The sequence below is a fragment of the Aliivibrio fischeri genome (assembly GCF_009727955.1).
Classification (GTDB): domain Bacteria; phylum Pseudomonadota; class Gammaproteobacteria; order Enterobacterales; family Vibrionaceae; genus Aliivibrio; species Aliivibrio fischeri_A.
Genome location: NZ_WOBR01000004.1, coordinates 1 through 14,275 on the forward strand (window position 1 = coordinate 1; position 14,275 = coordinate 14,275).

Consider the following 14,275-nt stretch of genomic DNA (forward strand, 5'->3'; position numbering starts at 1 on the left):
TGCAGAACAAGAGCAATTTACTGAGTGGGCGTTTGCAAATAGAAAATCAATCAGTACACAATTAAAATCTGATTCTAAATCAGTAGAAATGTTGAGCTACTGGTATGAAAAAGCCTCTACTGAAGATAGAGCTCAAATCTTAACTTGGTTGTTAAATAAATAATTTTTGAATTTTAAAAGTGGTTGAGCGATTCGCTTAACCACTTTTTCTATTTTTTAAATTAGACACAGTCCCTCTTTCCCATTGTAGAATTACCTTATAGTGCTAAAATAGCGCACAAATTATGTGGTGCTGACAGATTCAGCTCAACCTCTTCAAAAAGGTAATAACAATGACGGTTAAAACTCGTTTTGCTCCAAGCCCAACAGGCTATCTTCACGTTGGTGGTGCTCGTACAGCACTTTACTCATGGCTTTTTGCTAAAAACCAAGGTGGCGAATTTGTTCTACGTATCGAAGATACGGATCTAGAGCGTAACTCTCAAGAAGCGGTAGACGCTATCATTGAAGGTATGCACTGGATGGGTATGGAATGGGATGAAGGTCCATATTACCAATCTAAGCGTTTTGACCGTTACAATGAAGTTGTTGACCAACTGCTTGCTGAAGATAAAGCATACAAATGTTATGCATCAAAAGAACTGCTAGATGAAATTCGTGCAGAGCAAGAAGCAAACAAAGAAATGGCTCGTTACGATGCAAACCATCCTAAAATTGTTGCTGCGAATGCGGCAGCAAAAGAAGGTGATGCATGTGTAATTCGCTTCCGTAACCCTAAAGAAGGTTCGGTAGTATTTGATGACCAGATCCGTGGCCGTATTGAAATCTCAAACAGCCAACTGGATGACTTAATCATTCGTCGTACTGATGGTGCTCCAACATACAACTTCGTAGTAGTGGTTGATGACTGGGATATGGGTATTACTCAAGTTATTCGTGGTGAAGACCATATCAATAACACGCCTCGTCAAATCAATATCTATGAAGCATTAGGTGCTCCAGTACCAATGTTTGCACACTGTGCAATGATCCTTGGCGATGATGGTGCAAAACTGTCTAAGCGTCATGGTGCGGTATCAGTAATGCAATACCGTGATGAAGGTTACCTTCCAAATGCACTGAACAACTACTTAGTACGTCTAGGTTGGTCTCATGGTGACCAAGAGATCTTCTCTCAAGAAGAGATGATTAACTTATTTAGTTTAAATGCAGTAAGTAAATCAGCATCAGCATTCAACACTGATAAATTGTTATGGTTAAACAACCACTACATTAAATCATCAGAGCCTGAGTATGTTGCAAAATACCTACAATGGCACCTAGATCAAAAAGAAATTTCTTTAGAAAATGGTCCAGCAATTACTGATGTGATTAAACTGGTTGGTGAGCGCTGTAATACACTGATTGAATTAGCGGAGCAATCTCGCTACTTCTACCAAGATTTCGAAGAGTTCGAAGCTGGTGCAGCGAAGAAACACTTACGTGGTGTAGCTAAAGGTCCGCTAGAGCTTGCTTTAGCTAAAGTGGAAGCGCTAGAAGAGTGGACTACTGAAAATCTTCACAATGTGATTGAAGAAGTGTGTGCTGAGTTAGAGATCGGCATGGGCAAAATTGGTATGCCTCTACGTGTTGCAGTAACTGGCGGTGGTCAATCACCATCTGTAGATGCTGTTATGCAATTAGTTGGTAAAGAGCGTGTTGTTGCTCGTATCAAGATGGCATTAGCATTTATCGCAGAGCGTGAAGCTAACGCATAATTCTGTTTTTATATTTTAGATAAAAACCGCTGTTATTCAGCGGTTTTTTTATGCTTGGAGCTTTTACTTTTTTTAGTAACTACATAGTCATTACTACTGGTTGATGCCTTCTTTAATCAGCTTTAACAGTACCGCCGTTACCTTTACATAATAGTAAATAAGTTTCTGACACTGTTCCATCTGGCAGCTCACAGGATACTTTTGGACCAACTTCAGTTGCGCCGCCATATGCAAGTACATTAAATGAAGATATAGATAAAAGAATAGCTAACAATGTGTACTTCATCGCTTAGACCTCAATAATATGATTGATTTTTCCTTACGATTTTTAGGTGCCGCATATCCATTGCTATATTTAAATATAGAGCATTAATTGAAATTATGCTTAGGATTCAATTTTAAACGTAATACTAAATAAACGATTAAAACTAAAATAATAATCATAATTTGAAAGAGCAATTTATGCTGTTTCTCTGTATTTATCGCTGATAATTGCTGATGCTTTTCTTTTAAATTATGTAACTTTTCTTTTTCTTTCTCTATGAGAAGATTACGTAACTCTAATGTGATATCTCTATTGTTATCATTTAGAGCATGAATTTTTTTTATGACATTTTCATATAGCTTGCGAGTAATAAGAGCTGCTTTTATATCACCAGTAAATTCTTCTATATCTAACTTTATGAGATATGAATTTGCTAATGCTTGTTGGTTCTGGGATTGTTGAGATTTATCAATAGCAATTGATATGTAGTCTAATGCTTTATTTGAGTTTTCATGTTTTAAATAAGCACTGCTAAGTAGCTGATAAGTATTGATAAGTAAGTCGGAATTTGAATTGTTGTCTAATTGTTTTAATGCGAGTAGTAGATATTCAATAGCTTCATCATAATAACTTTGTTTATTTAGAACTGCTGCTAATGTTAAGTATGCTCGACTAAGAGTTTGCGCATTAGCTGTATTGTCATTAAGTTGTGCTATAGCGAAATTTGCACACGATTTCGCGTGAACGTATTGCGATGATTTTAAATATATCTGTGCGAGAACAATATGTGATTGTGCAATTTTTTGGCTAATTTTACGCTTCTCTCTTATTTTTAGTGCTTTTTTCGCATATTTCTCTGCTTCTTTTAATTGTCCCATCTGTAGTAATAACGAGCTAATATTATTATAAATAGTATCGTTTAATTCATAACTTTTGCTTAGAGATAAGGCTTTTTCATTGGCTTTTAATGCGGATTTAAAATCACTTACGCCTTGGTAGCTTAAAGCTAATAAGCGGTACGCCCATTTGATATCGATATAATGATCTTTTGTTTTTTCTAAATGCTTTATTGCCGATTGGCAATAAAATTCAGCGAGGTAATAATTGCCTAAAGCTAAGTTTGAACGACATTGTTTAATAGATAACAAGCTATTTAAATCTAAGTCATTTAAATTTTTTGATTTTAACTGAGCTTTTTTAATTTGCTGAAGAGCTTGTTTATAATCTCCATTATCTTCCAAGTCCATAGATAATAAGATCAATGATTCAATGTGATCATAAATATTGGTTGTATTATTTTTTAGCGGGGAGGTATATTCGTTACCACGGCGAGTAACAAAGCCATGGATTCTTGTTGCAGTAAAGATACGTTCAGCACTTGGTGGTAGTGATGAATACACATTGTTTAGCATTGAGAGTGCTTTGTTTGGATTCTCAATACGGTTTAAATGATATTCTTCTTGCCAAGATTCTGAGGACATGACTGAAGTTGCAGACGAATTAAAGCTTATCAGTAAGAAAAAACAACCGATAATAAAGTGAAAATAACCTAGCATTGCATTCTGATTTGAAAATTGAATTTGAATTATTGACTAAGAATACAATAACTAAGGAAGTAAAACGTTGGTAAGAGTCATAAAATAATGAGAAACAACACACTAGGCACTGTTTCTCATTACTTAAAGGTTGAAAATTGGTTTATTCAGCGATGTTTTTATGCATAACATCGCCAATTTGAATGCTATTAATTAACTGTGGTTGATCAATAACAAGATCCGCATTTTGTTCATACACTCGATCTACGGTTAACGTAATACTTGTCTTCGTCACTTTATTACGTGGTAAACCATTTTGATCAATAAAAGAACCTGTATGCCAAAGATCTAATTTATCGCCTTTCTTAACACCGTGAATACGACCAAGATCCATTGTGATACGGTTATTATTGATATTTACAACCTGTGGAAGTGTCATTTTACAAGCAAATTGATTTTCAAGATCAAGCATGATGTCACGGTTAACTCTTAACACCATTTCGCCATAAGCTGAAGTCCAAAAACGTGCGCTCTGTGTATCTACTTCACTGGTTTTAGGAAAGTTCCATAACGCAACTTCACGGTAGTTGTTGTTGTAAATTGTTTGACCTGTCTTACCATCTAGTACCGCAACTTCGATAGCAAATTGACGGTTAATGGTATCTTTCTTTAGTAAATTTTGTTCAATCGTGGCACTTAAATCTGTAATGCTTCCTGAGAATATGTACTGCGCACCATGATCTTCCGCTATCATTTTAGCGACTTCTGGTTGACGTTTATCAATACGAATATGAGAAGTACCTACTGATACAAAGCTTTGTGACTCTTTATCTAATTGACGTGAAAATATCGTACTTAAGTCTTCACCTAAATGATATACCTTACCCATTACTGCTTGTTGTGGTGAATCAATAGTGATTTCACTCGTCATAAATGTCTTTTTATATTGCCCTATATGGCAACTGTTTGCCGAAGGATAGATATCAATACGAGCGGTAATATAAATTTTGTCGTTTTTCTTCTTTTCTTTAACCACTTCGATACTGCGAATTTCACTACCGCTAAATTGATAACGTTTATTATCATTCTCTAAAAAGATCTTAAGATCCTTTAGGCGGCTAATATCGGCCCCAGAAAACAGCATTGCTTGATAAGCGGCATCTTCTAGTGCATTAGCTCTTGCCGCATCTTTACTGGTTAAGACACTTGCTGAACCTGTTACCTCAAACCACTCAGCATGCGCTGGTGTAATGTAACTCATTGTTAATATAGAGGTAATTAAATAAATTATTTTTTTCATTACTGTTATCTGCCAAGTGGGTATGGAATTTGCTAACTAATATTTGTTGATTGATAAAAGTACTTACAAATTGCGTTTCCTTAACTATAGCAAGTTTTGTTCCTAGTTTAAGTTTGACGCTTAAATTGAAGAATTAGTAAGTATATTAAAACATTATCTGGAGATAATAGAATGAGAGCATTGGTTGTAATTTTACTGTCTATGGTGATGAGTGCATGTGCATATTCACCTATTTATAATGGTAAAGAACCATATAACGGTAGCCCATTTATGTTGGCTGATACCCCACGCCATACAATGGATTACTTCATTGAAAGCTTAACTGAACAGTTAGTAACATCAAATACGACGTTATCTGCTCGTTCACCAATTGCCATTACTTCTTTTGTAGATCTACAACAAATGGATCAAACAAACTGGTTAGGTAATTCGGTGACAGAAAGCTTTATTTTCCAACTTCAACGTCGTGGCTTTAAAGTTATTGACTATAAAACAACGGGTAATATCAGAGTAACTCAGCAAGGGGACTTTGCGTTTAGTCGTGATTGGAAAGAATTGGTTCAAGAGCAGCAAGTTGATTACGTACTAACAGGTACAATGCTTCGCCAAGATGGTGGTGTGTTAATTAATGCTCGTGTTATTGGTATGCAAACTCGTGTTGTTGTTGCATCGGCACAAGGTTTCCTACCAGCGGATCGAATTGGCCGTGATTTAGACACACTAAATACAATGCGTATGGAAGATGGTGTGATTATTCGTTCTGATGTTCAAAAAGCAGAACGTAACACAATTATCCTTCGTCCATAGGAGAAGCGAATATGAAACATTGGTTTTTATTAGCCCTATTAGTATTAGTTGGATGTCAGCCAATCGGAGTTATGCGCGAAAGCGATAACCTTACCGCTGTTGGATACGCAAGTATTAGTGAGCAAGCAGGTAAGAACATCGATGAAAAACGCATTAGAGCAATGCGAGCATCTAAAGTTGATGCTTATCGTGAGCTTGCTGAACAGGTTTATGGTATGCGTATCAGTGGTAAAGTTGAGATGAATGACCAGCAGCTTGGTGAAGAAAGTACGAGTGCTGGTGTAGATGGTATTATTCGTGGCGCAGAAGTAGTTAGAACTTATCCTGTTGGAGATAGCTACGTTACTGAATTAAAGCTTAACTTGAAAAAGATGGAACGTATGAAAAACCAAGGTCAGGTTTACGATGTACCATCGACACAAAGAAAAACAACGTTATTCTAATTGATGCTTTTAGATAGGATTAGTTAGAAGCTCTCATTCGACATAATGCTATTGCCCTCGGTACTTGGTGCCGAGGGCTTTTTTGTTTTTGTAAGATAGGGAGAGTAAGAGTAGGGGCGAGGTTTTAGGGACGAGTTAGGGAAGTAAGAGTAGGGGCTAGGTTTTAGGGACGGGTAAGAGAAGTAAGAGCGAGAGCGAGAGCTAGGTTTAGGGATGAGTAAGGGAAGTAAGAGTAGGAGTTCGGTGTGAAAAGACAGAAAAAAACCGTGTTAGGAATACAACACGGTTGGATAAGAAATCGATGATCGTGAGAAGGCTACTTAAGCTTTTACGTTAGTGCCTAATGTCGTCACATTACGTGTTTGGCCTTCAGCAGTATACGTCATGCCATTTTTGCCTCGGCTTTGCTGCATGAGATTGTTTAGCTTGTTGAAGCTAAGTTGAGCACGTTGCAGTGCTTCACCATTGACTTCATTTTCTTGCTTACAATCATGAATAATCGATTTAATTTCCGATACTTTTTCATTAAGTGCATTATCTTCAGACAGCAGTTGACGTTCCGCATGACTTCCTAATAGCTGATCATACTGACGTAATTGATTAAGTAAGCCTAGTTTATCATGGGCAATACTTTCCATTTCCGTCGGCTTTCTACTTGCGATAGCGACTTTCTCTCGACTTAATACCGTAGAAAGAGAGAGCGCAACGCTGCGTTGTAGATCAAGCAGTTCAGTAAGTGTCTGAGCCATATGTTCCTAATGTAAATAAAACAGTGAGAGTCTTAACCAGCCTAGGTTATAGGCCGGCTAATTCGTCTTCAAATTTAATCATATTGTCTGCTAAACGTTCAGGGTCAACTGTGTATGATCCATTTGCAATAGCAGCTTTGATTGCAGCAACTTTATCTTCATTAAAAGAAGGTTCTGTTGCTAATTGTTGGTGCATTTGGCCAATTTCTTTACCTTGATTGCTTAAAGAAACCGCATCTGATTTTGCAGACAATGCAGGTGCTTGAGTTTCTGGGGCTTTATCACCAGAATCTACACGAGCCTGATTGCGTAAAGACGCCATTGCCTGGCTAGCACGTAATTGGTCAATACTTGTCATATATTCAAGCCTTTTAGCCGGTTAATACATTCTTCTAATCTATCTATCGGCTGTCAAAAAAATAACTTTAGTAAATAATGAAAATTTTTGACGCTTTTTTCATTATTTTAAACTGTAGTAAAACTAAGCATAAATGATGCCATGATCAATTTATCGGCAATCGAGTAAGATAGTTTAGTAAAAAATAAAAATTTTATTCGATATTAATTAATATCTTAAAAACGGATGCTTATTTCACCGACTGAGGTGACAATCCCATTTACTATTCGATTGGATTTATCATTTTTAACGTTAACTTTATCACCAAGAGCTCCGTCACCAAGTGCGGTTCCTTTTGTGATAATACTTAATTCACCTTTTACTGCTTTAATTATAACACTGTCGTTGCGACATACCATGCAGATGTCGTTTTTTTCTACAGTTTCACCGGCTCTAACACTACGCTTAATACGAGCTCCTACGAGATCATCAATATTAATGTAGCCGCCACGTTGGTAAGTTCGACTGTTAACCATGGTTAATGTTAAATCACTGCTTGAAATAGTGTGCCCTCTTGATAATGAAGCGATAGCGGTGACCAAAGGCATCATTAATTCTGCTTTTACAGGGACATATACTTTCCAATCATCAGGCTGACATTCAACTAGGATCGATGTATTGCCACTTGAATTAAGGCGGCCAGGCAAAGAGGCAATTAATGGTACAGGGCAGTCTGTTGCTTGTATTCTGTTATCAATACGGGCAGCTTCAATATATAAAGTACCATTTTGAGGCACTTCAATTTGGGATTGTAGAAAACTTTCTGCTGCGTGTTTGATTGCGTTTAATTGTTCATCTGTGGCAGCATACACATTCGAGCTAAAGAAACTTATAAATAGGCCGATAACGCTTATAAGTCGATAAAAAGTGGTTCTGTAATCACGTTTTTTTATTATCATCATATTTTCAATATAAAATGCCATGTTGTATATCGTGTTCTTCATAGGGTTATGTTAGGCTCGCGGTTTAATTACATAGTGGCACAAGATGGAGTCATATAATGACAGGTATACTGGATTCGGTGAATCAGCGCACACAACTTGTAGGGCAGAACCGTTTAGAACTGCTTACTTTTCGTCTTATGGGACGTCAACGTTATGGTATTAACGTTTTTAAAGTAAAAGAAGTATTACAGTGTCCGAAGTTGACTTCAATGCCAAATTTAAATCCTTTAGTAAAAGGTATCGCGCATATTCGTGGTCAAACTATCTCTGTTATTGATTTAAGTCTTGCTACTGGCGGCCGTCCAACCACTGAAATTGATAAATGTTTTATTATTATTTCTGAATTTAACCGTACAATTCAAGGTTTCTTAGTAAAATCGGTAGAGCGTATTGTTAATATGCACTGGGAGGCAATTTTGCCACCGCCACAAGGTACCGGTCGTGCAAACTACCTAACAGCAGTAACAAATATTGATGAAGAGCTAGTTGAGATTTTGGATGTTGAAAAAATCTTAGCTGAAATTGCACCTATCGATGAAACAATGAACGAAGAACTGGTTGAAGAGATGACAACGATGAGCCAAGAAGTTGTTCGTAAAGTACTTATTGCTGATGACTCGAGTGTTGCTCGTAAACAAGTACAACGTGCTGTTGAATCTATTGGTTTTGAAACCATTATGGTAAAAGATGGCAAAGAAGCGCTGAACAAGCTAGTTGAAATGGCAAATGCTGGTAGCGTATACGAGCAAATTGGTTTAGTTATTTCTGATGTTGAAATGCCAGAGATGGATGGTTACACATTAACTGCTGAAATTCGTCGTGAGCCAGCACTAAAAGATCTGCACGTTATATTGCATACTTCACTAAGTGGCGTATTCAACCAAGCAATGGTAGAACGTGTTGGTGCAAACCAATTCATTGCTAAATTTAATCCTGATGAGTTAGGTGCGGCCGTGAAGAAGGCTGTTGAAAAATAAACAGCATAAAGTAATAAGCTAAATCCTATTGTCGTAGTAATATAAAACGGCAATTCATTTTTTATTTGGAAGTTAAACCGTTAATGACAACTATAACTATCAACGAACAAGAGTATCGTGACTTCAGCCGTTTTCTAGAATCTCAATGTGGTATTGTCCTAGGGGACAGTAAGCAATATTTAGTTAGAAGCCGACTGAGTCCTTTAGTTGCTAAGTTTTCATTAGCTTCATTATCCGATCTATTACAACAAGTGATTTCAGGGCGTAATCGAGAGCTGCGTGTTGCCGCTGTTGATGCAATGACAACTAATGAAACATTGTGGTTTAGAGATGGTTATCCGTTTACTGTATTAGCAGACAAATTGTTGCCAGAGTTAGCGGCAAACCGTCGCCCATTAAAAATTTGGTCGGCGGCAAGCTCATCAGGTCAAGAACCTTATTCAATGGGTATGATCATTTCTGAAATCCAAGCACGTAAACCTGGTTTTCTTCCTAATATCAGCATTACAGCAACCGATATTTCACCATCAATGCTTGAAACCTGTAAAGCAGGTGTTTATGACAACTTAGCGTTAAGTCGTGGTTTATCTCCTGAACGTCGCCGTGCTTTCTTTGAAGATGCGGGTGATGGCAAGATGAAAATCAACGATAAAATTAAACGTATGGTGAATTTCCGTCCACAAAACCTTATGGACAGTTATAGCTTATTAGGTAAGTTTGACATTATTTTTTGTCGTAACGTATTGATTTATTTCTCACCTGAAATGAAATCTCAAGTGTTAAATCAAATGGCGGCAAGTCTTAACCCTGGTGGTTATTTATTGTTAGGTGCATCGGAATCGTTAACTGGACTAACAGATAAATTTGAGATGGTGCGTTGTAATCCAGGCATTATTTATAAATTAAAATAATCATGGCTGAATGATTATTGAACAAAAAGCGACTTAGGTCGCTTTTTTTGTGCCTGTAATCTATAGTTGGCTCAGATATTGCTAAATAAATATCGGTAGTATCGTCAATCTGCTCTGTGAATTGAAAAAGTTGGCATACAGGTTGCAATATAGAAATTATATATACTGCTAGTCAGTTCTTGTGGAGGGTTTGAAATGGCAATTTCTTTTGATAAAGCATTGGGTATTCATCAGTATACGGTTGGAGTTCGCTCTGAACGTGCTGAAATGTTAGCGACAAACATCGCTCAAGCGAATACTCCTGGCTATAAAGCAAAAGGAATGGATTTTCAAAAAGCATTACAGTCGGCAACATCGAAAGCAAGTATGGGCTTAAGCCGTACTGATGGTCGGCACATTAATGCCTCAACACGAATGGCTGGGGAAATTCAATACCGTCTTCCTACTCAACCTGATACAGGTGATGGCAATACGGTAGATGTGGATTTGGAGCGTAACTTGTTTATGCAAAACCAACTTCGTCATCAAGCATCATTAGACTTTTTAGGTAGCAAGTTCAAAAACCTAACCAAAGCAATTAAAGGGGAATAGAGATGAGCTTATTTAATGTTTTTAACGTTACAGGTTCTGCAATGAGTGCAGAGTCAGTTCGTCTTAACACCACTTCAAGTAATATGGCAAACGCAGACAGTGTAAGTAGCTCAGCTGCTGAAACTTATAAAGCACGCCAGGCTGTTTTTGGTGCGGAATTGAGCAAAGCAAAATACAAACAAGATCATACAGTTCCTGTAAAAGTTCTTGGTATTGTTGAAAGCCAAAAGCCTCTACGTGCAGAATATAACCCAGACCATCCTATGGCAAATGACGATGGTTATATCTTTAAGCCAAACGTTAATGTGATGGAAGAAATGGCAAACATGATTTCTGCTTCTCGTTCATACCAAACGAATGTTCAAGTTGCAGATGCGAGTAAACAAATGTTGCAGAGTACTCTGCGAATGGGTCAATAAGGATAGGAGGTAGCTATGACTGGAATCAATAACGTTGGTCAAAACGGCTTGTCCTACATCGACCAGTTAAAGAGTCTTCAAGAGGCGAACAAAACTGAAAAAACAACGGGCGGCAAAAATGAACTGAAGCAAGAAGACTTCCTTTCATTGCTAACCAAGCAGTTGTCTCAACAAGACCCATTTAAACCGGTTGAAAACGACCAGATGATTGCGCAAATGGCTTCATTTGCAACTGTCGATGGTATTGGCAAGATGAATACACAGTTTGATAGCTTGAATTCATCAATGACATCTAACCAAGCATTACAAGCGTCTTCGCTTGTTGGTCGTGATGTTCTAGTACCTGGCGCTAAAGGCTTAAAAGAAGCAGATAAAGGTATGGCGGCAATGGTTAAATTGCCTCAAGCAATTAATAACCTAATGGTTCGTGTTGAAAACGAACAAGGTCAATTAATTCGTACTTTAGATGTGGGCGCTAAACCTGCTGGCGACACTCGAGTAGAGTGGGACGGCAAAGATGATAAAGGCAATGCAATGCCTGCTGGTCGCTACAATATTAAAGCTGCTGGCGTGCTTGATGGAGAAAACAAAGAGTTTGGTGTATCTACATACGCAAACGTAAATAGTGTTCTTCTGGGCAAAGGTGATGGCAATGTTCTGCTAAATCTTGCTGGTTTTGCTTCACCTATTAAACTGGCAGAAGTGCTAGAAGTAGGTAAGGCATAAAAGGGCGAATATTCAGTGCAGCAACTTATCGCTGCCTGAATACTCCCATTTTCATCATTTAATTATTCATAAAGCTATGCCAATTCCATTAACACTCTTCCTTAACTTTGATCGTTAATGGAATTGGAAAACATATGCGTAGCTAGATAGGAGATATCAAATGTCATACGTAGCATTAAGTGGTCTAGCCGCTGCTCAAAAAGACTTAAATACAACATCGAATAACTTAGCCAATGCGAATACATATGGCTTTAAAGAATCTCGTGCAGAGTTTGGTGATGTGTATTCATCATCACTATTCTCGAATGCAAAAACCACAACAGGTGGTGGTGCACAAACAACTAAAGTGGCACAACAGTTCCACGAAGGTTCAAGTATTTACACCAATAACCCAATGGATTTACGTATTTCGGGTCAAGGTTTCTTCGCTGTGGCAAAAGATCGCCTACAACCAGCGACAAATGAATTAAGCCGTAATGGTGCATTCCACCTAGATAATGAAAACTACGTAACGACATCAAACGATGAATTCCTATTAGGTTATGAAGTTGACCCTGAATCTGGCAACGTATCGTCTTATGAGCCAAAAGCACTTAAGATCCCAGATCAATTTGGTAAGCCAAAACCAACTGAAAATGTTGAAATTGGTATGAACTTACCAGCAACTGAAGTACCAAAAGATCCTGCTCTTTTTGATATGAATGATCCTGACACTTATAACAAGTCAACTTCGGTTACGACGTATGACTCTTTAGGTCAGCCATATAAAATGACGACGTACTATGTTAAAGATGCAACACAGCCAAACCGTTGGAATGTGTTCTACTCTTCAACGGATACTGATGGTGAAAAACCAGTAAACATCAACGGTGGTGATTCAACGAATGCCGCGGGTCAAATTGGTCACTCTATTATCTTTAATAATGATGGTACAACTCAAAGCATTAATGCGGGTCAATCGGTTGCAACAACAACCTTAGGTGAGAATGGTTTAAACTTAAATGGTGCTGATCCTTCTCAGACATTAACCATGAAGTTTGATAACCCAACACAATTCTCAGCACCGTTTGAAATGCGTCGCTTTAGTGAAGATGGTGCAACAACAGGTTACTTATCAAAAGTTGATATTGATAAGAGCGGTAACATTGTAGGTTCATACTCAAACGGTAAAGATGTAACGCTTGGTCGTGTAGCTATGGTTCGTGTTACTAACCAGCAAGGTCTTGCACAAAATGGTGGTACTCAGTGGTCTACAACACAAGCATCTGGTGCGGCTATTTGGGGTGAAGCAAACCAAGGTTCATTTGGTGATATTCAAAGTGGTACTTTGGAGCAATCAAATATCGATATGACACAAGAATTGGTTGATTTGATTTCTGCACAACGTAACTTCCAAGCGAACTCACGTTCATTGGATGTACATAACCAGTTGCAACAAAATATTTTACAAATTCGATAATAATTTCATTATTTAATTCTTAAAATTGCCGTCTCATGTGACGGCAATTTTTTACCCAGAACTCTTGCCTCTTACTTCCTTTCTTTTTCCTCTTTAAATATCTCACAGTAATTAAATAACGCCCTTATTAATCTAATATATTGAAATTTATACAAAATAAAAGTTGGCACACTGATTGCTATTATAACTTCAGATAGATTATTGGAGTTCATTATGGATCGCGCATTATTTTTAGCCATGAGTGGCGCAAAGCAAAACATGCAAGCTATGCAATTGCGTTCAAACAACCTTGCAAACGTAAGTACAACGGGTTTCCGTGCTGATTTAGAGCAAGCTCGTTCAATGCAAGCGTACGGTGAAGGTTTACCTACTCGTGTATTTAATATGACAGAGCGTCCGGGAAGCAGCTTTTCTCAAGGTTCAGTGATCACAACAGGTCGTGATCTTGATTTAACTATTGAAGGTGATGGCTGGATTTCAGTAATGGATAACACGGGCCGTGAAGGTTTAACTCGTGCTGGTAATCTAAAAATTGATGAAACGGGTTTACTAATGAATGGCAGCGGTCATTTAGTATTAGGTGAGAACGATGCACCTATTACGCTACCGCTACCGATTGCAAAAATTCAAATTGCTAAAGACGGCACTATCTCCGTTCTTGAACAAGGTGCACCAGCAGAAGCGATGGCTGAAGTTGATCGTATCAAATTAGTGAAAACCGATAATCGTGACTTATTTAAAGATACCAATGGCTTATTTCGTTCAAAGAACCCAGGTGCAACATTTGATGCTGATGCAAATATCACATTATTAAGTGGTGCGCTAGAAGGAAGTAACGTTAACGCCGTTGGTGAAATGACAAATTTAATTGATTTGCAGCGTCAGTTTGAAATGCAAGTCAAGATGATGAGTACAGCTGAAGAGATGGATAAAGCTTCAGACTCATTATTACGTATGGGTTAATTGAATAATTAACTTGATTAACTTAATACATT

At 37.7% G+C, this 14,275-nt stretch carries 16 protein-coding genes; 10 read left to right on the forward strand and 6 right to left on the reverse strand.

Features of this window, described 5'->3' with window-relative positions; translation table 11 throughout:
- Positions 1-332: 332 nt before the first annotated feature.
- A complete protein-coding gene (gene gltX / locus GNP81_RS03470) occupies positions 333-1,757 on the forward strand; it encodes a glutamate--tRNA ligase (RefSeq protein ID WP_146866786.1) in 1,425 nt (474 codons plus the stop codon).
- Positions 1,758-1,869: 112 nt separating this feature from the next.
- Here the strand turns inward: gltX and GNP81_RS03475 are convergent, their stop codons facing one another.
- The 3 genes from GNP81_RS03475 to GNP81_RS03485 all read right to left on the reverse strand — a co-directional run bounded on the left by GNP81_RS03475 (position 1,870) and on the right by GNP81_RS03485 (position 4,857).
- Positions 1,870-2,043, reverse strand: a complete 174-nt coding sequence (locus tag GNP81_RS03475; RefSeq protein ID WP_065624096.1) for a hypothetical protein — start codon at positions 2,041-2,043, stop codon at positions 1,870-1,872.
- 83 nt (positions 2,044-2,126) lie between these two features.
- Positions 2,127-3,503: a tetratricopeptide repeat protein gene (locus GNP81_RS03480; RefSeq protein WP_236798236.1), complete on the reverse strand. Its 1,377-nt coding sequence runs from the start codon at positions 3,501-3,503 to the stop codon at positions 2,127-2,129.
- Positions 3,504-3,720: 217 nt separating this feature from the next.
- Positions 3,721-4,857, reverse strand: coding sequence for a flagellar assembly protein FlgT (locus GNP81_RS03485; protein ID WP_155670676.1), 1,137 nt, complete (start codon positions 4,855-4,857; stop codon positions 3,721-3,723).
- Positions 4,858-5,028: 171 nt separating this feature from the next.
- Here GNP81_RS03485 and GNP81_RS03490 point away from each other — a divergent pair, with 171 nt between their 5' ends.
- Positions 5,029-5,664 (forward strand): FlgO family outer membrane protein, encoded by a 636-nt coding sequence (locus GNP81_RS03490; RefSeq protein WP_005420414.1) that lies wholly within the window; start codon positions 5,029-5,031, stop codon positions 5,662-5,664.
- A gap of 11 nt (positions 5,665-5,675) precedes the next feature.
- Positions 5,676-6,107, forward strand: a complete 432-nt coding sequence (locus tag GNP81_RS03495) for an LPP20 family lipoprotein (RefSeq protein ID WP_005420413.1) — start codon at positions 5,676-5,678, stop codon at positions 6,105-6,107.
- A 320-nt stretch (positions 6,108-6,427) separates the two neighbouring features.
- On the opposite strand, the gene GNP81_RS03500 is transcribed toward GNP81_RS03495, so the two are convergent.
- The 3 genes from GNP81_RS03500 to flgA all read right to left on the reverse strand — a co-directional run bounded on the left by GNP81_RS03500 (position 6,428) and on the right by flgA (position 8,176).
- Entirely contained in the window at positions 6,428-6,856 is a 429-nt protein-coding gene (locus tag GNP81_RS03500) for a flagella synthesis protein FlgN (protein WP_005420411.1), read from the reverse strand.
- Between the two features lie 46 nt (positions 6,857-6,902).
- On the reverse strand, positions 6,903-7,214 hold the full coding sequence (gene flgM, locus GNP81_RS03505; protein ID WP_005420410.1) for a flagellar biosynthesis anti-sigma factor FlgM: 312 nt from the start codon (positions 7,212-7,214) through the stop codon (positions 6,903-6,905).
- Between the two features lie 215 nt (positions 7,215-7,429).
- Positions 7,430-8,176 carry a flagellar basal body P-ring formation chaperone FlgA gene (gene flgA, locus GNP81_RS03510; protein WP_196587342.1) on the reverse strand — a complete coding sequence of 249 codons (747 nt, stop codon included), beginning with the start codon at positions 8,174-8,176 and terminating at the stop codon, positions 7,430-7,432.
- Positions 8,177-8,253: 77 nt separating this feature from the next.
- Here flgA and GNP81_RS03515 point away from each other — a divergent pair, with 77 nt between their 5' ends.
- From GNP81_RS03515 to GNP81_RS03545, 7 genes are all read left to right on the forward strand, one after another.
- Entirely contained in the window at positions 8,254-9,174 is a 921-nt protein-coding gene (locus GNP81_RS03515; RefSeq protein WP_155670675.1) for a chemotaxis protein CheV, read from the forward strand.
- A gap of 83 nt (positions 9,175-9,257) precedes the next feature.
- Complete coding sequence (locus tag GNP81_RS03520) at positions 9,258-10,085, forward strand: CheR family methyltransferase (RefSeq protein WP_005420407.1); 828 nt, start codon at positions 9,258-9,260, stop codon at positions 10,083-10,085.
- A gap of 195 nt (positions 10,086-10,280) precedes the next feature.
- Complete coding sequence (gene flgB, locus GNP81_RS03525) at positions 10,281-10,676, forward strand: flagellar basal body rod protein FlgB (RefSeq protein WP_005420406.1); 396 nt, start codon at positions 10,281-10,283, stop codon at positions 10,674-10,676.
- A 2-nt stretch (positions 10,677-10,678) separates the two neighbouring features.
- The gene (gene flgC / locus GNP81_RS03530; RefSeq protein ID WP_005420405.1) at positions 10,679-11,095 is read left to right on the forward strand and encodes a flagellar basal body rod protein FlgC; all 417 of its coding nucleotides are present in this window, start codon (positions 10,679-10,681) and stop codon (positions 11,093-11,095) included.
- 15 nt (positions 11,096-11,110) lie between these two features.
- The gene (gene flgD / locus GNP81_RS03535) at positions 11,111-11,821 is read left to right on the forward strand and encodes a flagellar hook assembly protein FlgD (protein WP_005420404.1); all 711 of its coding nucleotides are present in this window, start codon (positions 11,111-11,113) and stop codon (positions 11,819-11,821) included.
- Positions 11,822-11,981: 160 nt separating this feature from the next.
- Positions 11,982-13,280: a flagellar hook protein FlgE gene (gene flgE / locus GNP81_RS03540; protein ID WP_155673572.1), complete on the forward strand. Its 1,299-nt coding sequence runs from the start codon at positions 11,982-11,984 to the stop codon at positions 13,278-13,280.
- A gap of 213 nt (positions 13,281-13,493) precedes the next feature.
- Complete coding sequence (locus GNP81_RS03545; RefSeq protein WP_005420397.1) at positions 13,494-14,243, forward strand: flagellar basal body rod protein FlgF; 750 nt, start codon at positions 13,494-13,496, stop codon at positions 14,241-14,243.
- The last annotated feature ends 32 nt before the right edge of the window (positions 14,244-14,275 follow it).